Source organism: Streptomyces shenzhenensis (genome assembly GCF_021462265.1).
Taxonomy (GTDB): domain Bacteria; phylum Actinomycetota; class Actinomycetes; order Streptomycetales; family Streptomycetaceae; genus Streptomyces; species Streptomyces shenzhenensis.
In genome coordinates, this window is sequence record NZ_JAJONF010000008.1 from 42291 (window position 1) to 63873 (window position 21583).

14 protein-coding genes are annotated in these 21583 nt (G+C 71.4%); 5 read left to right on the top strand and 9 right to left on the bottom strand.

Annotation, left to right across the window (positions count from 1 at the left end; genetic code table 11):
- Positions 1–7: 7 nt before the first annotated feature.
- Complete coding sequence (gene dxr / locus LQ326_RS13480) at positions 8–1279, bottom strand: 1-deoxy-D-xylulose-5-phosphate reductoisomerase (RefSeq protein ID WP_234536028.1); 1272 nt, start codon at positions 1277–1279, stop codon at positions 8–10.
- A gap of 190 nt (positions 1280–1469) precedes the next feature.
- On the opposite strand from dxr, the gene LQ326_RS13485 reads away from it, so the two are divergent.
- The gene (locus tag LQ326_RS13485) at positions 1470–1928 is read left to right on the top strand and encodes a lamin tail domain-containing protein (RefSeq protein WP_234536030.1); all 459 of its coding nucleotides are present in this window, start codon (positions 1470–1472) and stop codon (positions 1926–1928) included.
- A 1-nt stretch (position 1929) separates the two neighbouring features.
- Here the strand turns inward: LQ326_RS13485 and LQ326_RS13490 are convergent, their stop codons facing one another.
- Positions 1930–3864 carry an acyl-CoA dehydrogenase family protein gene (locus LQ326_RS13490; protein WP_234536041.1) on the bottom strand — a complete coding sequence of 645 codons (1935 nt, stop codon included), beginning with the start codon at positions 3862–3864 and terminating at the stop codon, positions 1930–1932.
- Positions 3865–4565: 701 nt separating this feature from the next.
- Here LQ326_RS13490 and LQ326_RS13495 point away from each other — a divergent pair.
- The 3 genes from LQ326_RS13495 to LQ326_RS13505 all read left to right on the top strand — a co-directional run bounded on the left by LQ326_RS13495 (position 4566) and on the right by LQ326_RS13505 (position 9018).
- Positions 4566–5579, top strand: coding sequence for a LacI family DNA-binding transcriptional regulator (locus LQ326_RS13495; RefSeq protein ID WP_234536042.1), 1014 nt, complete (start codon positions 4566–4568; stop codon positions 5577–5579).
- A 65-nt stretch (positions 5580–5644) separates the two neighbouring features.
- Positions 5645–7705 (top strand): glycoside hydrolase family 31 protein, encoded by a 2061-nt coding sequence (locus LQ326_RS13500; RefSeq protein WP_234536043.1) that lies wholly within the window; start codon positions 5645–5647, stop codon positions 7703–7705.
- Between the two features lie 125 nt (positions 7706–7830).
- On the top strand, positions 7831–9018 hold the full coding sequence (locus tag LQ326_RS13505) for a sulfotransferase family protein (RefSeq protein ID WP_234536044.1): 1188 nt from the start codon (positions 7831–7833) through the stop codon (positions 9016–9018).
- A 47-nt stretch (positions 9019–9065) separates the two neighbouring features.
- Here the strand turns inward: LQ326_RS13505 and LQ326_RS13510 are convergent, their stop codons facing one another.
- The 7 genes from LQ326_RS13510 to LQ326_RS13540 form a co-directional block, all read right to left on the bottom strand.
- The gene (locus LQ326_RS13510) at positions 9066–9779 is read right to left on the bottom strand and encodes a glycoside hydrolase family 12 protein (RefSeq protein ID WP_234536045.1); all 714 of its coding nucleotides are present in this window, start codon (positions 9777–9779) and stop codon (positions 9066–9068) included.
- A 35-nt stretch (positions 9780–9814) separates the two neighbouring features.
- Positions 9815–12019 carry a glycosyl hydrolase family 95 catalytic domain-containing protein gene (locus LQ326_RS13515; protein ID WP_234536046.1) on the bottom strand — a complete coding sequence of 735 codons (2205 nt, stop codon included), beginning with the start codon at positions 12017–12019 and terminating at the stop codon, positions 9815–9817.
- On the bottom strand, positions 12016–14001 hold the full coding sequence (locus LQ326_RS13520; RefSeq protein WP_234536047.1) for a beta-galactosidase: 1986 nt from the start codon (positions 13999–14001) through the stop codon (positions 12016–12018). The genes LQ326_RS13515 and LQ326_RS13520 overlap by 4 nt, the downstream gene beginning before the upstream one ends.
- Entirely contained in the window at positions 13998–14360 is a 363-nt protein-coding gene (locus LQ326_RS13525) for a hypothetical protein (protein WP_234536048.1), read from the bottom strand. The genes LQ326_RS13520 and LQ326_RS13525 overlap by 4 nt, the downstream gene beginning before the upstream one ends.
- Positions 14361–14581: 221 nt before the next feature.
- Positions 14582–15526 carry a carbohydrate ABC transporter permease gene (locus tag LQ326_RS13530; RefSeq protein ID WP_234536049.1) on the bottom strand — a complete coding sequence of 315 codons (945 nt, stop codon included), beginning with the start codon at positions 15524–15526 and terminating at the stop codon, positions 14582–14584.
- Positions 15523–16563 (bottom strand): ABC transporter permease, encoded by a 1041-nt coding sequence (locus tag LQ326_RS13535; protein WP_234536050.1) that lies wholly within the window; start codon positions 16561–16563, stop codon positions 15523–15525. The genes LQ326_RS13530 and LQ326_RS13535 overlap by 4 nt, the downstream gene beginning before the upstream one ends.
- 27 nt (positions 16564–16590) lie before the next feature.
- Entirely contained in the window at positions 16591–18279 is a 1689-nt protein-coding gene (locus LQ326_RS13540) for an extracellular solute-binding protein (RefSeq protein ID WP_234536052.1), read from the bottom strand.
- A gap of 352 nt (positions 18280–18631) precedes the next feature.
- On the opposite strand from LQ326_RS13540, the gene LQ326_RS13545 reads away from it, so the two are divergent.
- Positions 18632–21481 carry a beta-glucosidase family protein gene (locus LQ326_RS13545; RefSeq protein ID WP_234536054.1) on the top strand — a complete coding sequence of 950 codons (2850 nt, stop codon included), beginning with the start codon at positions 18632–18634 and terminating at the stop codon, positions 21479–21481.
- Positions 21482–21583 lie beyond the last annotated feature (102 nt).

Consider the following 21583-nt stretch of genomic DNA (forward strand, 5'->3'; position numbering starts at 1 on the left):
AGGGCTGTCATGCACGCGCCTCCGCGGTCGCCTTCTGCGCTGTCAGTTCCCGGGCCCGGATCCGCGCCCAGGTCTCCGCTTCAAGTACGTCCGGCACGGTGAGCGAAGTTCCCGTACGGGGGGTGCCGTGCTCCTCGACCACCCGGGTCACGGTCTCCATGATGCCGTTGAAGGGCAGCAGACCGGCCCGGAAGGCCTCGACGCACTCCTCGTTGGCCGCATTGAACACCGCCGGCGCGGTGCCCGCGAGCTCACCGACGTGCCGGGCCAGGTTCACGGACGGGAAGGCCTCGTTGTCCAGCGGGAAGAACTCCCACGTGGACGCCTTGCTCCAGTCGAAGGCGGGCGCCGCGTCCGGGACCCGTTCGGGCCAGCCGAGACCGATGGCGATCGGCCCCCGCATGTCGGGGGGCGTCGCCTGCGCGATCGTGGATCCGTCCGTGAACTCGACCATCGAGTGGACATACGACTGCGGGTGCACGACCACCTCAATGCGGTCGAAGGGAATGTCGTAGAGGAGGTGCGCCTCGATGACTTCCAGCCCCTTGTTGACCAGGGTCGCGGAGTTGATCGTGATGACCGGCCCCATCGCCCAGGTGGGGTGGGCGAGCGCTTCCTCGACCGTCACCTGGGCCAGGTCGGTCTTGGTGCGGCCCCGGAAGGGCCCCCCGGAGGCCGTGACGACCAGCTTGCGGACGTCGGCCCGCGTCCCCGCCGCCAGCGACTGGAAGAGCGCCGCGTGCTCCGAGTCCACCGGGATGATCTGGCCGGGCTTGGCCAGCGCCTTGACCAGCGGGCCGCCGACGATCAGCGACTCCTTGTTGGCGAGCGCGAGGGTGCGGCCCGCCTCCAGGGCGGCGAGGGTGGGCGCGAGGCCGATGGAGCCGGTGATGCCGTTGAGCACGGTGTGGCAGCCGGAGGCGGCGACGTGCGTGGCCGCGTCGGGTCCGGCGAGGATCTCGGGGAGCGGTTCGCCGGGGCCGTACAGCGCCGTGAGCGCCTCGCGCAGCGCCGGTACGACGTCCTCGCGGGCGACGGCGACGGTGCGCACCCGCAGCCGGTGCGCCTGCTCGGCGAGGAGGGCGATCCGGCCGCCGTGGGCGGACAGGGCGGTGACCCGGAAGCGGTCGGGGTTGCGCAGGACGAGGTCGATGGCCTGGGTGCCGATCGATCCGGTGGAGCCGAGGATCACCACGTCCTTCGGGCCGTCGCCCACGAGCGGGTCGTACACGAGGTGCGGGTCGGCGAGGGGTGCCGGACTGGCGGGACTGTCGGTCATCCCCCCATTGTGGCCGCATCCGATGCCCGCGAGGACAGCGCGTCCCGCACGCGCGTGCCTTATCAGTCCTTGGCGTCGTATGGAGCGGAATTCCCTTTGTCAGGGCCGCGTGAAGATCGCGTGATAACACTTCTGTCGGGTCGGCGGGGATGACCGGCCCGACCGGAAGACATCCTGGGGGGATCTCTCCATGCGTCATTTGCGCATACGCGCCGCCCTGCCCGCGCTCGCGGGCGCCGCGCTGCTCACCGGCACCGTGCTCAGCACTCCGGCGCAGGCGGCCGGCGGCGTGACCATCTACCACGTCTGGTTCGACAGCCCGGGCAGCGACAACCGCTCCAACGCCAGCCTCAACGCCGAGTGGGTGCAGATCAAGAACACCGGCGGTTCGGCCGTCTCGCTGGGGGGCTGGGTCCTGAAGGACGCCTCGAACCACCGCTACGTCTTCAAGAGCGTGAAGATCGGCGCCCACAAGACGATGAAGGTGCACACCGGCCGGGGCACGGACACCGCGTCGGACAAGTTCCAGAACCGCCGTGCCTACGTGTGGAACAACACCAGCGACACGGCGACGCTGACCAAGGCGAGTGGCGCCAAGGTCGACTCCTGCTCCTGGACGACGCGGGATCCGAGCGACAAGTACTGCTGAATCACCCGAAGGGGCGGCGGACGTTCTCCCGCCGGGACGGCCCGGGGGTCGCGTCGGCGATCCACGGGCCGTCGCCCGACGGGTCGACGATCCCCCGCTCCAGCCATGCGAAGGAACCGCCGAGCACGCCCTTGACGACCTTGCGGTCCAGGTCGTCGGTGTTCGACCACAGGCGGTTGAACAGCTCGTCGACGCGGATGCGGGCCTGCCGGCAGAACGCGTCGGCGAGCAGGTAGGCCTCGCGGCCGTGGTCGCCCTGGCGGCGCAGCAGTTCGGCGCGCACACAGGCCGCGCTCATCGCGAACAGTTCGGCGCCGATGTCCACCACCCTGCCCAGGAAGCCCTGCTTGGTCTCCATCCGGCCCTGCCAGCGGGACATGGCGTAGAAGGTGGAGCGAGCCAGTTTGCGGGCGTGGCGCTCCACGAAGCGCAGGTGCGGGGCGAGGTCCACGCCGTGCTTGAAGTCGCCGTACGACGTGGGGAGCTGGCCCGGTCCCGCGACCAGCTTCGGCAGCCACTTGGCGTAGAAGACGCCCGCGTTCGCGCCCGCCCTCGCCTTGTCCTGGAGCGACTTGTCGGGGTCGATGAGGTCACCGGCCACCGAGAGGTGGGCGTCGACGGCCTCGCGGGCGATCAGCAGGTGCATGATCTCCGTGGAGCCCTCGAAGATGCGGTTGATGCGCAGGTCGCGCAGGAGCTGCTCGGCGGGGACGGCGCGTTCGCCGCGGGCCTTCAGCGACTCCGCCGTCTCGAAGCCGCGGCCGCCGCGGATCTGGACCAGCTCGTCCGCCATCAGGCAGGCCATCTCGGAGCCGTAGAGCTTGGCGAGGGCGGCCTCGATGCGGATGTCGTTGCGGTTCTCGTCGGCCATCTGGGAGGACAGGTCGACGACCGCCTCCAGGGCGAAGGTGGTCGCCGCGATGAAGCTGATCTTGGAGCCGACCGCCTCGTGCAGCGCGACCGGCTTGCCCCACTGCTCGCGGACCGCCGACCACTCGCGGGCGATCTTCAGACACCACTTGCCGGCGCCCACGCACATGGCGGGGAGCGAGAGCCGCCCGGTGTTGAGCGTGGTGAGGGCGATCTTCAGGCCCGCTCCCTCGGCGCCGATGCGGTTGGCCGCCGGGACCCGGACCTGGTGGAAGCGGGTGACGCCGTTCTCGATGCCGCGCAGGCCCATGAAGGCGTTGCGGTTCTCGACGGTGACGCCCGGGGAGTCCGCCTCGACGACGAAGGCCGTGATGCCGCCCTTGCGGTCCTCCGTCGCGGGCACGCGGGCCATGACGACCAGGAGGTCGGCGACCACGCCGTTGGTGGTCCACAGCTTCACCCCGTCGAGGACGTAGTCGTCCCCGTCCGGTACGGCGGTGGTGGCCAGGCGCGCCGGGTCCGAGCCGACGTCCGGCTCGGTGAGCAGGAACGCCGAGATGTCGGTGCGGGCGCAGCGGGGCAGGAAGGCGTCCTTCTGCTGCTGGGTGCCGAAGATCTTCAGCGGCTGCGGCACGCCGATCGACTGGTGGGCGGAGAGCAGCGCGCCGACCGCCGGGTTCGCGGAGCCGACCAGGGAGAGGGCCCGGTTGTAGTAGACCTGGGTGAGACCGAGGCCGCCGTACTTGGTGTCGATCTTCATGCCGAGGGCGCCGAGTTCCTTGAGGCCGGCGATCACCTCGTCCGGGATGCGTGCCTCGCGCTCGATGAGCGCGGAGTCGATCTTCGTCTCGCAGAACTCGCGCAGCCGCGCCAGGAACTCCTCGCCGCGCTGCACGTCCTCGTCCGCCGGGAGCGGATGCGGGTGGATGAGGTCGAGCCGGAAGCGCCCGAGGAACAGTTCCTTGGCGAAGCTGGGCTTGCGCCAGTCCTGTTCCCGGGCGGCCTCCGCCACCTGGCGGGCCTCCCGCTCGGTGACGGTGGGTTTCTTGGTGGTGGGGGCGGACATTAAGGCTCACCTCGCCACAAAAGGGGTTGTTGAGGACCGTTCGTTACCGACCAGTGCTACTGGATCGTTGGTACCCGAAACGGGCCGCCCCTACCAGCCCTCGCGGTCCGATCGGCTGACAGGCCGACGATCCCGACGCGTCTGCCGGCCGATCCCGACGGGGTACGACGCGGTGTCCAGCCGGCCCGAACCCCCGAAGACCTCGGCCGCTGCCGGACCGGTGCCGGAGAGGCACCTGCCACCGCCCGCCCGGCCCACCGGCGCCTGCGCCATGCCGGCACCGGCGGCGGCGAGGGTCTTGAAGGGTGCGGACCTCAGGAACTCGGCGCCGGACTCGACGCCGGAGCGGTGCCTGCCGTCGCCCGCCCGGCCCACGGGCCCGCGCCACGGCGGCCCCCGCGGCGGCGGGTGCGACCGGGTCGGCCGGGAGCGTCTTCGCCGCCTTCGCGGGCGTGGTCTGCGGTGTTGCGTGAAGGGGGCCATCCGGGGGACGGTTCGGGGTACGACCCCGGTGACGGCCGTACGACCTCTCGGTGGCCGCCGCCCATCCGGAGTGCCGAGGACGCCTCAGCAATTCGTTGTCGAAGCGCTTCGACATCCTATGGACACCCACCCCCACTGAAGCTACTGTCGAACCACCCTCACTCACCCTTGTCAGCAACGCGCACTGTCGAAGCGCTTCACAAAGCTTGGAGAGCTGGATGGTCACCCTCGCCGAGGTCGCCCAGCACGCCGGAGTCTCGGCGAGCACGGTGAGCTATGTCCTCAGCGGCAAGCGGTCCATCTCCACCACCACCCGGCAGCGGGTCGAGCAGAGCATCCGCGAACTGGGCTACCACCCGAACGCGGGCGCCCGCGCCCTGGCCAGCAGCCGGTCGAACATCATCGCGCTGATGATCCCGCTGCGTACGGACATGTACGTGCCGGTGATGATGGAGATCGCGATCGCCGTGGCCACCACGGCCCGCCTGCACGGCTACGACGTCCTGCTGCTCACCGGCGAGGAGGGCCCGGACGCGGTACGCCGGGTCACCGGCAGCGGGCTCGCCGACGCCATGATCCTGATGGACGTGGAGCTGGAGGACGAGCGGCTGCCGCTGCTCAGGCAGACCGACCAGCCCTGCGTGCTCATCGGCCTGCCCGCCTCCACCTCCGGGCTGACCTGTGTCGATCTCGACTTCGGGGCGACCGGCGCCCTGTGCGTGGAGCACCTCGCGAAACTCGGTCACCGTGACATCGCTGTCATCGGCGAGGCCCCGGCCGTCTACGAGCGGCACACCGGCTTCGCCGAGCGCACTCTGGACGGACTCCGGTCCCGGGCCCGGGAGTTGGGTCTCAGGGTGCTGCACCGGCCGTGCGAGGGCGGGTACGACGCGATGGCCCTCACGCTGGCCCGGATCTTCGACGAGCGCCCCGGCACCACGGGCTTCGTCGTCCAGAACGAGTCGGCGGTGGAGCCGCTGCTCGCGCTGCTGCGCCAGCAGGGCCGGGCCGTGCCCGAGGACGTGTCCGTGGTCGCGATCTGCCCGGACCAGGTCGCCGTCCAGGCCTCGGTGCGGCTGACCTCGGTCGCCATCCCCGCCCAGGAGATGGGCCGGTACGCCGTGGAGCACCTGGTCGCCAAGCTGGACGGCCGGGGCAGTGACGAAGTCCTGCTGATCGCACCCGAGTTGACGGTACGGGCGAGCACGGGACCGGCGCCGGCCGGGTCCTGACCCCTTCGCAGTGCCCCGTCCCCGCGGGGCACCCCTCTGTCTGCACTCCTCCAGGAGCACGTGACATGAACCAGCCTGCCGAAATCCAGTCCGCGGAGAGCCGGCCCAAGGTCAGCCTCGCGCAGTCCTCCCCCACCGTCGGCACGTTCCGCGAGCGGGACGGCGCCCTGGAGTGGAGCGGCCGTCAGGAGACGCTGCGCGTCGAGCCGTGGGGTCCGGACGCGGTCCGGGTGCGTGCCCGGCTCGGCGGCCCGGTCCTCGACGGTCTGCCCGGCGCCCTGCTCGACGACCGCCCGGCCACCGAGTCGACGGTCAAGATCGGTGAGCGCGAAGGCCGGTTGACGGTGGGGGCCCTCACCGTCGAGGTGACCGCCGAGGGCCTGGTCCGGTTCCTGCGGACCGACGACGACTCGGAGGTGCTGGCCGAGGAGCGCGCCCACTTCTGGTGGCCCGGCCCGCGCCTGTACACCGCGGTCGGCAACGGCTACCACCGCCTGGAGCAGCGGTTCGCCGCCTACGAGGGCGAGAAGCTGTTCGGCCTCGGCCAGCACCAGCACGGGCGCCTCGACCAGAAGGGCCTGGTCCTTGACCTGGTCCAGCGCAACGCCGAGGTCTCGATCCCGGTCCTGGTCTCCAGCCGCGGCTACACGCTGCTCTGGAACAACCCGGCGATCGGCCGCGTCGAGCTGGCCGGCAACGGCACCCGCTGGGTGGCCGACTCGGCCCGCCAGCTCGACTACTGGATCACGGTGGGCACCCCGGCCGACGGGCAGCGCAACTACAGTGCGGTGACCGGCCGTACGCCGATGCTGCCGCAGTGGGCGGCGGGCTTCTGGCAGTGCAAGCTGCGCTACCGCACCCAGGACGAACTCCTTTCCGTGGCACGGGAGTACAAGCGCCGCGGCCTGCCCATCTCGGCGATCGTGTGCGACTTCTTCCACTGGACCCACCTGGGCGACTGGAAGTTCGACCCCAAGGAGTGGCCGGACCCGGCCGCGATGGTCCGCGAACTGGACGAGCTGGGCATCAGGCTGGTGGTGAGCGTCTGGCCGTCGGTCTCCCCGCTGAGCGAGAACCACCCGGTGATGGAGCAGCGCGGCTACTTCATCGGCACCCAGTACGGCCCGACGGCGCACGCCGACTGGCCGGACAAGGAGGTGGCGTCGACCGTCCAGGTGGCGTTCTACGACGCCACCAACCCGGACGCCCGCCAGTTCGTGTGGTCGAAGGTGAAGGAGAACTACCTGGAGCCGTACGGCATCACGGCCTTCTGGCTGGACGCCTGCGAGCCCGAGCTGAAGCCGGGCTTCCAGGAGAACCTGCGCTACTGGACGGGCCCCGGTCTGGAGGTCGGCAACAGCTACCCCGCCGAGAACTCCCGGACCTTCCACGAGGGCCTGCGGGCCGAGGGCGAGGAGGTCCTCACCCTCAACCGCTCGGCGTGGGCGGGCAGTCAGCGATACGGCGCCGCGCTGTGGTCCGGTGACATCGGCACCGACTTCGCGACCCTGCGCCACCAGATCACGGCCGGCCTCAACACCGCCCTGTCCGGTATCCCCTGGTGGAACACCGACATCGGCGGCTTCCACGGCGGCGACCCGGACGACCCGGCCTACCGCGAGGTGATGGTCCGCTGGTTCCAGTTCGGCGCGCTCTCCCCGCTGATGCGCCTGCACGGCTTCCGCGACCCGGGCATGCCGCTGGGCCCCGACATGACCGGCGGCCCGAACGAGGTGTGGTCGTACGGCCCTGAGGCCGGTGCGATCCTGGAGAAGTACCTGCGGCTGCGCGAGCGCCTGAAGCCGTACGTCCTCGAGGTCATGCGGGAGGCCCACGAGGAGGGGCTGCCGGTGCTGCGGCCGCTGTTCCTGGAGTTCCCGGAGGACCAGGCCGCCTGGGCGGTCGACGACGCCTACCTCTTCGGCCGTGACCTCCTGGTGGCGCCGGTGCTGACCGCGGGCGCGACGGCCCGGACGACGTATCTGCCGGCGGGCGCCCGCTGGACGGACGCCTGGACGGGTGAGTCGTACCAGGGCGGTACGGCGGTGACGGTGGACGCGCCGCTGGACCGTATCCCGCTGTTCCTGCGGGACGGCGCGAAGCTGCCGGTGGCGGAGCAGGAGTAGTCCGGCCGGATCAGGACACCTCTCGTTACCGGTCGGTAAATGTCTCAACTCGGCGGTGTGGGCAAGCGGTTGGAGGGGGTAGGCAGTATCCCCTCCGCTGTCCCCCCACGAAGGGTTCCGCTGCCGTGCCCATGGACCCGTTGCCCCTCACGCTCGCCAACCTGCTCCTGCGCCCCGGCTTCCGAGCCCGCCGCACCCCGGACCGCGCCTTCGACCGGCTGCTCGACGCGGCCGGGCCGGCGGCGGGCGACGAACGGTTCACCGACGACTTCCGTCACCTGCTGCGATGTTGGGCGACGGCCGGGCATCTCACCCCGGTCGGCTGGCTCTCCGCGCGAGGACACGTCGGCCGGCATCTCGCCAACCGGGCCCGGATCCGCCGGCTGCTCGCCGAGCACCCCGAGATCGAACGCGAGCCCGTCGAGCGACCGGTGTTCGTGGTGGGCCTGCCCCGCACCGCAACCACGCTCACCCACGGCATCCTCTCCCTCTCCGCGGACCACCGCTGCCCGCTGCTCTGGGAGCTGCTCACCCCCGGCCTCGACCTCGGGCCCGAGGAACGGGAGAAGGCGATCACCACCGCCCGCCGCCTGGTCGGCGGCATCAACCTCTTCTCGCCGGGATTCAGACACATCCACAACCTGCGCCCCGAGGGCCCGGAGGAGTGCACCTTCGCGCTGCCGCACACGGTGATGCCGCTGTCCCAGGCGGTGATCCCCGAGTATCTGCCCTGGCACGAGAGCCATGACTTCCTCGCCGACTACCGCTACCTCAAGCAGATCTACCAGGTGCTCCAGTACGGCCGCCCGCGCCGCCGCTGGGTGCTGAAGTCACCGCTGCACCTGGAGAACCTGGACGCGCTGCGCACGGTCTTCCCGGACGCCACCATCGTGTGGACGCACCGTGATCCGGCCACCGCCGTGGCCTCGTTCTGCAGCCTGGTCGAGCACGGCATGGCGGTGAACACCCGCCCCCTGGACCCGCACTGGATCGGCGCCACCTGGCTGGAGCTGCTGGCCCGCTCGGCGCGCCGCGGCCTCGCGGCCCGCGCCGGCATCCCCCGCGAGTCACTCGTCGACGTGCCCTACTCCTGGCTGGGCGCCGACCCGGCCGCGGGCGCCCCGAAGCTCTACGCGGCCGTCGGCGCCCGCTGGACCGAGGCCGACGCGGCCCGCCTGCCGGCCGTCACCGCCCGCCCCAGGGGATCCCGCGCCCACAGCTACGACCTGGCCCGCTACGGCCTGACCCGCGCGGACGTCGAGGCGGCCTTCACGGACTACAACGCGCTGCGCGCCGAGGTCGACCGGGCATGACCGCGCAGGGGCCGGCCCCGCACCGCGCGCGGGACCGGCCCCGTTGCTCAGCTGCTGCTCACGCTCTCGCTGTTGACGGTGAAGTCCAGCCCGCCGGACGAGGACGTGATCTCGAAGCCGAACTGGAAGTCACCGATGGTGACGTTCCCGAACCAGCCCTTGGTGTCCTTGATCCACTTCAGGATCGGCAGCACGTTGACGGTGCCGGAGGACGAGTTCGAGGTGCGCACGAACGAGAAGACGTCGTTCGAGCCGTTGTTGCCCTTGTAGACGGTCCAGGTGTGGCCGCCCAGGGTCAGCGTGCCCTGCGAGGTGCCGAGCGGGCCGACGGCACCGGTGTGGTTCATCCACAGCATGATCTCGTACTTGTAGCCCGTGTCCCAGATGTCGTACGACGTGTTGTACGCGCCGGACGCCGGGACCGTGACGTTGTAGCTCGTGGAGAGCGAGGAGAGCGAGGTGATCGGCTTGCTGATCACGGCCTTGGCGTTGGGGTAGGACTTGATGCCGCCGGTGTTGGGGTGGTCGGCCCAGACCCCCCAGTTGGTACCGGAGTTGGCCCAGATGCACTGGCTGCCGGCGCCGGACCCCCAGATGTCGTTGTACAGGGTGTAGCCGTTCAGCGTGGTGTTGCCCCACTGGTCGCAGGAGCTCCAGACCGCGGCCGAGGCGGGGGCGGAGGCGAGGCCGACGATGGCGCCGAGGGCGAGCGCGGGGGCTGCCAGGGCCTTGGCGACCCTGGCGAGCGTGCGTGTTGCCATGGTGTCCCTTCCATGGGTGGGGGGAGGTGCGGTGGCTACCACGTCCCCAGGGTGAGGACGTGGTCTTCTCCGGCGACGAGGTCGAGCGGTCGGGTGCCGGAGGAAGTCCACAGGTCGACGCGGAGCGTCCGGTGCGGCTTGAGGACGGCTCGCGCCCCTCGGGGGGTCCAGTCGAGGTCGAGTTCGGCTCCGAAGCGGGTACGGATGCCGTGCAGGCGGCCCGTTCCCAGGGCGGCCGGGGGCGCCGGGAGCAGGACCAGGCGGTCCGGGGCCGACTGGACGAGCGCTTCGACGATCACGGCGGGCAGGGTGTGCGCGGCGTCGGCGTTGTAGACGTCGCGGCGCGGGTAGTGGGCGCTCATCAGGGAGGCGTGGAAGAAGTCGCCGTCCAGGACCTGGGCGAGGGCGGCGGCGACCCGCTCGCCGTCCCGCAGTCGGGCCGCGATGAGCGCGTGGTGGAGGTGGCCGTGGGCCGAGTCGTTCTCGGCGCCGCGCAGTTCGAGCGCGCGGTGGGCGGCGGCCGCGAGCTCCGGGGTGTCGTACGGGGTGATCTCGTCGAGCGGCCAGACGCCGTAGAGGTGGCTGAGATGGCGGTGGTCGTAGGTGTCGTCGAGGCCGGGCCAGGCCCATTCGGCGAGCGCCCCGTCGGCGTTGGTGCGGTGCGGGGGCAGCCGGTCGGCGAGGGCGCGCCAGCGGTCGGCGTCCGGGCCCGGGTGGTAGTCGGCCGCGGTGCGCAGGGCGTGCCGGGCGGCGGAGAGGTCCATCGCCGCGTTGATCGCGCCCCAGCTCGCGTTCGCGGGCCGGTTCTCGGGCGAGTAGGAGGGCACGATCACGAGGTGGCCGTCGGCGTCGGTCCGGGTGAGGAAGTCCTCGTAGAACCGGGCGGCCTCGGCCAGCGCCGCCGCCGTGCGGGGATCGCGCTCGCCGCGGGTCTCGTCGTGGTCGACGAGCGGCTTGAGCAGCCAGTCGGCGCCGGCCGTCCACAGGTGCAGGGGGTACTCGCGGCTGAAGTGGTAGGCCAGTCCCGAGTCGCCGTCGCTGTGCGCGGGCGCGACCGCGCCCCGGGCGCCGAACACCGCGCGGGCGTTCTCCCGCCAGTCGCCCAGCTGGCGCTCGACCAGGGCGGCGCAGGCAGCGGTGACTTCGGGCAGGGCGGCGGCCGCGGCCGAGGCCGTCTGGAGGTTGACGTTGGCGTCGTTGGTGAAGGCACCGGACCAGGCGGTGTCCCAGTCGCCGGTCCACAGTCCGGTCAGGCGGGGCGGGTTGAGTCCGGAGGCGGAGAGCAGGTGGTAGCGGCCGGCGGCGAAGAGCCGTTCCAGGAGGGCGGCTTCGGTGGGCCGCTCGAGCAGCTCGGAGCCGGGGAGGGCGCGGGCGGCCGGGGCGGCGGCCAGGTCGAGGGTGACCCGGGTGTAGGCGGTGCGGTGCGGGACGAGGTGGCGGGCGAGCAGCGCGTCGTACGACCGCTGTTCGGCGAGCAGGTCGCCGAGGTCGCGTGCCGCGGCGGTCACGTCGAGTTCGCCGGTGTGGCGGCGGACCCGGGTGAGGAGGAGGACGGACTCGGCGCCGGTGACGCGGACGCCCGGCGGGACGAGGCCGGTGGTGCCGCCGGTGACGACGACCAGGGTGACGCCGGTGTAGGCGCGGTCGCTGCCGGGATAGCGGGCGCGGAGGCTGAGCAGGGCGCCCTCGGCGGTGCGCAGCGTGCCGTGGCCGACGCCCAGGCCGGACGGGGCGCCGGGGAGCCGGTGGTCGAGGGCGATGCCGAGGTCGAGGCCGGCGGTGCCGGTGACCTGCTGCACGATCACGTCGTCCGCGCGGGAGACGAAGACCCTGCTGGTCCAGCCGGCGGCGGTGGCGGTGACCTCGCCGGTGGTGAAGTCGACGGAGCGGCGGTAGCCGTCGGTCGGTCCGGGCGGTCTGCGCAGCCGGACCTGGAAGGCGGGGTGGAAGGGCTGGACCCACTGGAGCGGGCGGCCGTCGGTGAGCTGCTCGGCGGCGTCCCACTCCCCGGCGAGCAGCCTGTCCTGCACGTCGGCGAGTTCCGCCGCCAGGCGGGGCGGGCGGGCGTGTTCGCCGCCGTTCGGGCGGACGAGCGTGTGCTGGGTGACGATGACACGGTCGTCGTCCGGGTCGCCGAACACCAGGACGCCGTGCCGGCCGTTGCCGCTCAGGAAGGCGTCCTCCCAGCGGGCGGCGGGGGCGGGCTCCCAGGTGCCGTGGACGGGGCCGGTGGCGGTCATGGCTTGAGCACCGCCGCTCCGTGGCGGCCGAGGACGATCTCGTCCGTGACGCTCGTACCGGTCAGCAGATCTCGGTGTGTTCCCATGACCGGCACTTTTACCTGATCATGCGCGTGGTTGAACAGGAACAGCAGCTCACCCCTGCGGACCGCCTCGACACCCGCCGGCAGCCCGGCCAGCACCGGCCTGACCCCCGCGCCGGCGGCGATCCTGCCGAGCAGCGCCCGCAACGCCTCCGGTTCCGGCAGTGTGGAGACGTACCAGGCGTGCCCGTTGCGCAGCACGGCCGGCAGCCCGTCGAGTTCGCCGCCGTGGTACGGCACCGTCTCCGAGACGCCGGACGCGGCCTCGATCTCCTCCGACCACAGGGTTCCCCGGAACCCCCCGCACGCGACGGTCTCCCCCGCGTCCAGCGGCCACCACTCGTGCAGGGTGCGGATGCCGAACAGCTCCCGCAGCCGTGCGTCCATGCCGCCGGGACGGATCCGGTCGTCCTCGTCGGCGACGCCGGTCAGGAAGCCGCTGACCAGGGTGGAGCCGCCGTGGACGTGGGCGAGGAGGTTGTCGATCGCGGCGTCGGTGAGGAGGTAGAGCTGCGGGACGACGACCAGCTTGTAGGGGGACAGGTCGTGTTCGGGGTGGGCGAAGTCGGTGGTGAGGTTCGACTCCCACAGCGCCCGGTGCCAGGCGTGCAGGACGTCGGGGAGGTCCACCTCGGTGGAGAGGCGGCCCTCGTGGGCACCGGCCCACCAGGAGTGCCAGTCGTGCAGGATCGCGATGTCCGCGCCGACATGACGGCCCGTCACCTCGGCACCGAGAGCCGCCAGGTCGGAGCCGAGCTGCTTGACTTCCTGGTACGTACGCCCGTCCTCCCCCGCGTGGCTGACCATCCCGGAGTGGAACTTCTCCGCGCCCTGCCTCGACTGCCGCCACTGGAAGTAGCAGACGGCGTCCGCGCCCCGTGCCACCGCCTGGAGGGACCACTGGCGGTTGAGGCCGCGGGGCTTGGGGTGGTTCACCCCGCGCCAGTTGACCGGCCCGGCGGCCTGCTCCATGAGCATCCAGGGGCCGCGCGCCTGGGAGCGGGTCAGGTCGTGGACGAGCGCGCCGTGCTGGGGGGCGAGAGGATCCCGGGGGTCGGGATAGAGGTCGACGGAGACGACGTCCTCCTCGGCCGCCCAGCGCCAGGCGTCCTGCCCGATCCACAGCGGCATGAAGTTGGTGGTCACCGGGATGTGCGGGGTGTGCCGGGCGACGATGTCCCGCTCGGCCGTGTAGCACTCCAGGAGCATGTCGGAGGTGAAGCGGCGGAAGTCCAGCACCTGGGTGGGGTTCTTCAGGTAGTGGGCGTGGCGCGGCGGCAGGATGCCGTCCCAGGTGTCGTAGCCCTGACTCCAGAACGCCGTGCCCCAGGCGGAGTTGAGGGCGTCGAGGGTGCCGTACCGCTCGCGCAGCCAGCGGCGGAAGGCGGCGGCGGCCTCGTCGCCGTAGTCGAAGGTGCAGTACTCGTTGTTGATGTGCCACATGGTGAGGGCGGGATGAGCGGCGTAGCGGGCGGCGAGGTCCTCGGTGACGGCGGCGGCGTAACGGCGGTAGGTGGCGCTGGAGTGCGAGAAGTGCTGGCGGCCGCCCCACCACTCGGTGCGGCCGTCGGCGTCCCGGGGCAGGGTGTCCGGGTGCAGCCGCCCCAGCCAGGGCGGCGGTGACGAGGTGGGGGTGGCGAGGACGACGCCGATGCCATTGCCGTGCATCAGGTCCATGAGCCGGTCCAGCCAGCCGAAGTCCCGTTCTCCCGGCCGCGGTTCGATTCTCTCCCAGGAGAAGACGCCCATGGTCACGGAGTTGACGCCGGCGGCCCTCATCAGCCGGACGTCCTCCTGCCAGGTCTCCTCGGGCCACTGCTCGGGGTTGTAGTCGCCGCCGAAGAGGATCCGGCCGCGGGTGGCGTCACCGAGCCCCGGTGGCCTGCGTCCGGCGGTCATCGGACGGGGTCCCCGTACCGGATGCCGCGCCCGTCGGTGGCGGTCGCCCCCGGCGTCTTCCTGGCGATGACCGAGTGGGCCGCGGAGGGCGCCCCGGTCCGCCGGGCGTCGTGCGAACACGCGCCGATCGCGTGATCGCCCCAGCCGGTGCGCACACCCCATAGCGGCTGGGCGGCCTGTACGAGCCCCGTCGCGTCCCCGGGCCCGGGGTGTGAGAGGACGCCGGTGACGGATCCGGTGCCGGCGATCACCGCGTGGCGCCGGCGGTACGCCTGCGGCTGGGGCTCGGCCGCGTGGGCGGTGAGGGCAGCGGCGGTGGCAGTGCCGGCGAGGACGGTTCTGCGACTCTGGGTGGGCATGGGGAACCTTCGGTGAGCGTGGGTCGGCAGGTGGTCGGGGGCGGGGTCGGGGGGTTCGCTCGCCCGCGCTTGCGGGGTGCCTCCCCCCAGCGCCCGCCCGTGCCGCCCTGGCAGCACGACTGCCCGCGGCTACGTTCGGGGGTGCGGGGAACCGCGGGACCAGCCCGCACCGGCCCGCAGTCGCGCGACGCTCCCCGCACCCCCTCGGCGGGCGACGTCGGCTACCCCTTCACCGCCCCGGTCAGCATGCCCTTCTTGAAGTGCTTCTGGACGAACGGGGACAGGACCGCCACCGGCAGCAGGGCCATCACCATCACCGCCATCTGCACCGCGAGCCCCGACAGTTCGCCCGTCTTGATCGCCTGCGCCAGTCCCACCGGGGCCTGCTGCTTCTGGACCAGTTGGATCATGACGTTCTGCAGGGGCATCTTGTTCTGGTCGTTGAGGTACAGGGACGCGTTGAACCAGGCGCTCCAGTACCCGACCGCGTAGAACAGGGTGATCACGGCCAGCACCGCCCGCGACAGCGGCATGACGATCTGCCACAGGATGCGGAAGTCGCCGGCGCCGTCGATGCGGGCGCTGTCGGTCAGTTCCTGCGAGATGCCCATGAAGAACCCGCGCAGGACGAGGATGTTGAAGACGCTCACCGCGCTCGGCAGGATCAGGGCGAGATAGCTGTCGGTCAGGCCCAGGGACTGGACCAGCAGGTAGGTCGGGATCAGGCCGGCGCTGAAGAACATCGTCGCCATCAGCAGCAGCAGGAACCAGCGGTGGCCTAGCGACCCGATGCGGGAGAGGCCGTACGCGCACAGCACCGACACGGTCATCGAGAACAGCGTGCCGACGAGGGTGATCAGGATGGAGATGACCGTGGCGCGGGTGACCTGGCCGCCGCTGAGGAGTTCCCGGTAGGCGACGAAGGTGATGCCCTTGGGGACCATCACCAGCCCGCCCGCCTCGTCGATGGTCCTGGCGGAGGACAGGCTGGTGACCACCACGATCCAGAGCGGGAAGAGGACACCGAGGCAGGCCAGGGTCAGCACCAGGCCCTTGCCGGCGGCGCCGGCCCTGCTCGGTTCCTCCTCCCACACCGGGCGGGGCGGCGCGGCCCACCGGGAGGACGGCCGCTTCCCTGCGGGCGGTCTGTCGACGACAGCGGTCATTTCTTGTACACCCCCTGCTCGCCCATGAGATGGGCCACCTTGTTGGCGGCGAGGACCAGTCCGAGGCTGACCACGCCCTTGATGAGCCCCGCGGCGGCCGCGTAGCCGAAGTCCTGGTTGCGGACGCCGTTCCACCAGACGAAGGTGTCGAGGACTTCCGAGGCTCCCGGTCCGACGGCGTCGCGCTGGAGAAGGATCTGTTCGAAGCCGACCGTCAGCGCGTCGCCCACCCTGAGGACCAGCAGCAGCGCGATCACCGGGCGCAGGGCGGGGAGCGTGACGTGCCAGATGCGGCGCCAGCGGCCCGCGCCGTCCATGGCGGCGGCCTCGTAGAGGTCCGGGCTCACGGACGCCAGCGCCGCCAGGAAGACGATGATCCCCCAGCCCGCGTCCTTCCAGATGCCCTCCGCCGTGACCAGGAACTTGAAGGTCGACGGGTCGGTCATGATGTCGAGGCCGTCGTAGCCGTGCTGCCGCAGCACCTGTGACAGCACGCCCGCGCCGCCGAAGATCTGCTGGAAGACGGAGATGACCAGCACCCACGAGAAGAAGTGCGGCAGGTACAGGACCGCCTGGGCGATCGCCCGTACCCGGGGCCGGACCACGCTGTTGATGAGCAGCGCGAGGCCGATCGGGATCGGGAAGAACAGCACGAGTTGCAGGAAGAACAGCACCAGGGTGTTCTGCACCGCGTTCCAGAAGGCGGAGTCGGCGAAGATCTGCTGGAAGTTCTCGACGCCCACCCACGCGCTGTGCAGCATGGAGACGATGCCGTTGTCGCTGACGTACGGGTCGTAGTCCTGGAGGGCGACGATGTTGCCGAGGATCGGCAGGTAGTTGAAGACCAGGAGCAGCAGGACCGCCGGCAGGGTCATCAGGATCAGGGCGCGGTCGCGTCTGAATCTCAGGCGCAGGCCGAGCTTCCCGGTCCGCGCCCCGCTGCCCGTTCCGGTGGCGCCGCCGGACGCCACCGGAGTCCCCTGCTTGTCGTCGTCGTCTGCCTCGGCCCTGCTGCGAGGCACCGTGCTGTGGGACACGGCCGTTCTCCTTGCCTCAGTGCCCGGTCAGCTCGCCGAACCGTTGTCGTCGAGCAGCTTCTGGTACCAGTCGCGCAGCTTGTCGCCGCCCCTGCTCTTCCAGTCCGAGACGGCCTGCTGCATGTCGCTGATCTTCTTGCGGCCGCGGGTGATGTCGTCCTCGAGGGTCTCGAAGTCGTCCATGAGGTTGGTGTAGCGGGTCGGCTCGGTGATCATCTGGCCGAAGAAGCTGGACTTCCTGGTGAAGGAGCCCATCCGCTGCTGCCACTCCACCTGGGCCTTGGCGACGTCGGGGAAGTCGGGGTGGGCGATGGTGGCGGCGGGGCTCGCGACCATGACGTAGGCGTTGATGACCTCGTTGTTGCCCCGGGTGGTCTTGGTGGGCACGCCGTCCTTGACGGTGTAGTGGGTGCCCTCGACGCCGTAGTTGGTGGCCATGTACTCCTTGGTGCCGTACGGCGCGGCCGTGACGTTGGCGACGGCCAGCACGTCGTGGATCACGGACTCCGACGCCTTCTTGTTGACGAAGGCGAAGATGCCGGCCGGCTGTTCGGCCCAGACCTGCGGGTTTCCGCCGTCGTGGCCGTGGACGTCCATCCCCCAGATCCTGAAGTCGGGGTTCTTGGTGGCCTGTTCGGCGGTGCGGCTCCACCACTGGCTGATGTCGTTGGGGTAGATCAGGAACTCGCCGGCGGCGAACTTGGGTCCCGGGTCCGGGGCGTTCTTGCCCAGCATGGCGTCGGGGTGCACGACCCCGGCGGCGAAGAGCTTGCGGGTCCACTCCAGCGCTTCGAGGTACTCGTCGGTCTCGATGCGGTTGATCAGCTTGCCGTCGACGAGGTTCCAGCCGAGCGGCTTCTCGCTGCCGGACAGGACGCTGAACATCTGCCAGGCCGTCCACTTCATGTCCATGCAGGCCCAGCGCTTGGCCTTGGCGTCGGTGATCTCCTTGGCCAGGGAGAGGAACTCGGCGGCCGAGCGCGGGACGTCGTAGCCCTCCTTGTCGAAGATGTCCTTGCGGTAGAGGGGCACGATGTTGGTCACGTACGACGCCGGCATCGGCAGTCCGCGCAGCTTGCCGCCGAAGATGCAGCGCCGCCAGGCGTCGGTCGGCACGGCGGCGAGGTTCGGGTACTCCTTGACCTTGTCGCCCGACAGGTACGGGCCCAGGTCGGCGAACTTGCTGATGATGGCGGTGGGGATCTTGCCGCCCATGTTCCAGTTCGGGATGACCACGACGTCCGGGACGTCGCTGGAGGCGAGGACCGCGCCGAGCTTCTGGTCGTAGGTGTTGCCGTCCTGGTTCTGCCACTCGACGTCGACGCCGATCATGTCGTTCATCGCGTTGTAGTACGGGTTGTCCTGCTTGGGCGGGGAGCCCCAGAACGGCGACATGATGGTGACCTTGCCGCCCTTGCCGAGCTTCTTCGGGACCGAGGTCTTCAGGGTCGCCAGGTCGAGCTTGCTGGTGAAGCCGAGCGCCGAGCCGTTCTTCGACGGGATGTCCGGGGCCACCACGTTGTTGGCGACGTAGGCCGGCAGCAGCTTCTTCGCGTCCTTGCCCGACGAGGAGCCCCCTCCCGATCCGCTGTCCGACGCCCCGCAGGCGGCGAGCAGCGGCATCCCGCCCGCCACCGCTGCGGTGGCGACTGCCGTGGAGGCGAGGAAACTTCTCCGACTCGGCCCGGAGGGGGCGGAAGCGGCGTTCGGCGTCATTGCGTCAACCCTTCATGGCGCACCAGGACACCCGGCGGTGGCCGTCGGCTGCGGTGTCTTGAGTGGAACTGGCTGAGCTGAAGCGGTGCTCCGACCCGTGCACGCGTCCCCGGGAGGAACCGGGCGGTCGGCTGTTCGACTAGTCGAAGCGCTTCGATGTTGCTGCGAGGTTAAGTGAACACCCAGGGGTGCACAAGGGTCGCTCCCAAGATTCCTCCGAGGTGCGAGCCATGACCTGTTCGTATGCGCCACTTGAAATATGACGGAGCGTCTCTTGACACCCACCCCCGTACGCAATGAGCATCGAAGCGCTTCGAAAGGCCTCGCCGCTCCATCGCAAGGGGAACCGCACGTGACCGCAAAAACGCCGCCCGCGCCGCCTTTCCGCGATCCGCACCTGCCGTTCGCGAAGCGCATCGACGATCTGCTGGCGCGGCTCGCCCTGGACGAGAAGGTCGCCTTCCTGCACCAGTTCGCACCGCCCGTCGAGCGGCTGGGCATCGCCGCGTTCCGCACCGGCCAGGAGGCCCTGCACGGGGTGGCCTGGATGGGGCCCGCGACGGTGTTCCCGCAGGCGGTGGGGCTCGGCGCGACCTGGAACCCCGATCTGGTACGACGGGTCGGCGAGGCCGTGTCCAAGGAGGTCCGGGCCATGCGGGCCCGTGACGACCGGGTCGGCCTCAACGTCTGGGCGCCGACGGTGAACCTGTTGCGCCACCCGCTCTGGGGCCGCAACGAGGAGGGCTACTCCGAGGACCCGAAGCTCACCTCCGCCATCGCCACCGCCTACACCCGCGGCCTGCGCGGCGACCACCCGGTGTACTGGCGCACGGCCCCCGTCCTGAAGCACTGGCTGGCCCACAACAACGAGACGGACCGGGCCGTTTCCTCCTCCTCGGTGCGCCCGCGGGTGCTGCACGAGTACGACCTGCGTGCCTTCCGGGAGACCGTGGAGGCGGGCGCGGTGGCCGGGGTGATGCCCGCGTACAACCTGGTCAACGGCCGCCCCAACCACGTCTCCCCGTACCTGCGCGAGCAGTTGCGCACCTGGACCGACGAGGAGCTGCTGGTCTGCTCGGACGCCGGCGCGCCCAGCAACCTGGTCGATCACGAGCACTACTTCGCCACGCACGAGGAGGCCACGGCGGCCGCTCTCCTCGCCGGGGTCGACAGCTTCACCGACCACGGCACGGACAGTTCGGTCGTCGTCGCCCGGATCCGGGGCGCGCTGGCACGGGGCCTGCTGACCGAGGCCGACATCGACACGGCCGTGCACCGCCAGCTCTCGGTCCGTTTCCGCCTCGGCGAGTTCGACCCGGACGACGACCCGCACCCGGACACCGCCGAGTTCGACACCCCGGCGCACCGGGCGCTCGCCCAGGAGGCGGCCGAGCAGGCGGTCGTCCTGCTCAAGAACGACGGCGGCCTGCTGCCGCTCGCGCCCGACGCCCGGATCGCCGTGGTCGGGCTGCTCGCCGACGAGTGCAAGCTCGACTGGTACAGCGGCACCCTGATCCACCGCTCCACCCCGCTGGAGGGCCTGTACGAGCGGTTCGGCGCCGGGCGCGTGGAGTTCACGGAGGGCGTGGACCGAATCCGGCTGAGGCTCGCGGACGGCACGTTCCTCCAGGTGCCGGCCGCCCCCGAGGCCGCCGAAGAGGTGCGCGGCGCGGCGGGCGCGCTGGATCCGGCGCTGCTCGCGGGCCGCACCGATCTGCCCCCGCTGACCACCGGCCCCACCGGCACCGAACTCGCCCTCGCCGACTGGGGCGAGGGGGTGCTGACGCTGCGCGCCCCGGACGGCCGCTATCTCTCCGTCGCCGAGGACGGCTTCGTCCGCGCCGCCGCGGACCAGCCCGGCGGCTGGGTCGTCCAGGAGACGTTCCGCCTGGAACCCCACGAGAACGGTCACCTCCTCAGGCACCTCGGCACGGGTCGCCATGTCTCGGTCGCCGCCGACGGCGTGCGGGTTGCCGAGGAAGCCGGGGAAAACGCCTCGGTCTTCGAACTGGTCATCGCCGAGCGGGGCGAGGACGCCGTGACCAGGGTGGCCGCCGCGGCCGACGTGGTCGTGGTGGTCGCGGGCAACGATCCGCACATCAACGGCCGCGAGACCGAGGACCGTACGACCCTGGCCCTGCCCCCGCACCAGGAACGCCTCCTGCGTGCCGCCCGCGCCGCGAACCCGGACACGGTGCTGGCGCTGGTGTCGTCGTACCCGTACGCGGTGGACGTGGCCCGGCTGCCCGCCGTGCTCTGGACGGCCCACGGCGGCCAGGCGGCCGGCACCGCACTCGCCCGGGTGCTGGCCGGCGACGTCTCACCGGCCGGCCGCCTCCCGCAGACCTGGTACGCCTCCGACGCCGACCTGCCCGGCCTGCTCGACTACGACGTGCTGGGCGCCCGCCAGACGTACCTCCACTTCGAGGGCACCCCGCTCTTCCCGTTCGGCCACGGCCTGTCCTACGCGTCCTTCTCCTACGCGGACCTGGCGACCGAGGTGGCGGACGGAACGCTCCGCGTCTCCTGCACGGTCGCCAACACCGGCGACGTACCGGCGGACGAGGTGGCCCAGCTCTACACCCGGGCCGTCGAACCGTCCGCGCCGCGCCCGCGCCGCGAACTCCTCGCCCACCGCCGGCTCACCCTGCGCCCCGGCGAGCGGACCGGCCTGACCTTCGAAGTTCCCCTCTCCGCCTTCGAGTTCTGGGACGTGACGCGGGACGGCCGGCGCCTGGAGCCCGGCCCGTACGACGTGCTGGTCGGCGCGTCCTGCGAGGACGTCCGGCTGCGTACGACCGTGGTCCTCCAGGGCGAGCCGGCGGCGCCGCGGCGCGCCGCCGGACACGGCCTGGCGGCGGCAAGCTTCGACGAGCAGTCGGGCATCGCGATCGTGGACCGCACGAGAACCGAGGGCGACGCGGTCACCCCTGCGGACGGCGACCGGGGTGAACTCGTCTACCGGAGCTGCGACTTCGGCACGGGGGTCACGACGGTGACCGTGGCAGTGGCGGGTTCGGGCACGCTGGAGTTCTCCCTGGACGGCGGCCCGTCGCCGGCGGTGCTGACGCTCGCCGAGCCGACGCCGGATCGGTACACGTACACCTCACTCACCGCCGGCATCGTCGCCGAGGGCGTCCAGAACGTCCGCGTCGGACTGCGCGGCCCGCTGCGGCTCGCGCACGTCGGCTTCTCCGGCTGAGGGTCCGGAGCGGCCGGCACGAGGCAGGGGCCCGGCACCGGACGGCATCCGGTGCCGGGCCCCTGCGTCAAGACAGCGCCCCTCGACCGGAGAACGGCCGCG

Coding starts and splice junctions, on each gene's coding strand:
- LQ326_RS13495 (WP_234536042.1), top strand. CDS start 4,566: ATGGTCACCCTCGCCGAGGTCGCCCAGCACGCCGGAGTCTCGGCGAGC.
- LQ326_RS13525 (WP_234536048.1), bottom strand. CDS start 14,360: ATGCCCACCCAGAGTCGCAGAACCGTCCTCGCCGGCACTGCCACCGCC.
- LQ326_RS13515 (WP_234536046.1), bottom strand. CDS start 12,019: ATGACCGCCACCGGCCCCGTCCACGGCACCTGGGAGCCCGCCCCCGCC.
- LQ326_RS13490 (WP_234536041.1), bottom strand. CDS start 3,864: ATGTCCGCCCCCACCACCAAGAAACCCACCGTCACCGAGCGGGAGGCC.
- LQ326_RS13530 (WP_234536049.1), bottom strand. CDS start 15,526: ATGACCGCTGTCGTCGACAGACCGCCCGCAGGGAAGCGGCCGTCCTCC.
- LQ326_RS13485 (WP_234536030.1), top strand. CDS start 1,470: ATGCGTCATTTGCGCATACGCGCCGCCCTGCCCGCGCTCGCGGGCGCC.
- LQ326_RS13510 (WP_234536045.1), bottom strand. CDS start 9,779: ATGGCAACACGCACGCTCGCCAGGGTCGCCAAGGCCCTGGCAGCCCCC.
- LQ326_RS13540 (WP_234536052.1), bottom strand. CDS start 18,279: ATGACGCCGAACGCCGCTTCCGCCCCCTCCGGGCCGAGTCGGAGAAGT.
- LQ326_RS13500 (WP_234536043.1), top strand. CDS start 5,645: ATGAACCAGCCTGCCGAAATCCAGTCCGCGGAGAGCCGGCCCAAGGTC.
- LQ326_RS13520 (WP_234536047.1), bottom strand. CDS start 14,001: ATGACCGCCGGACGCAGGCCACCGGGGCTCGGTGACGCCACCCGCGGC.
- dxr (WP_234536028.1), bottom strand. CDS start 1,279: ATGACCGACAGTCCCGCCAGTCCGGCACCCCTCGCCGACCCGCACCTC.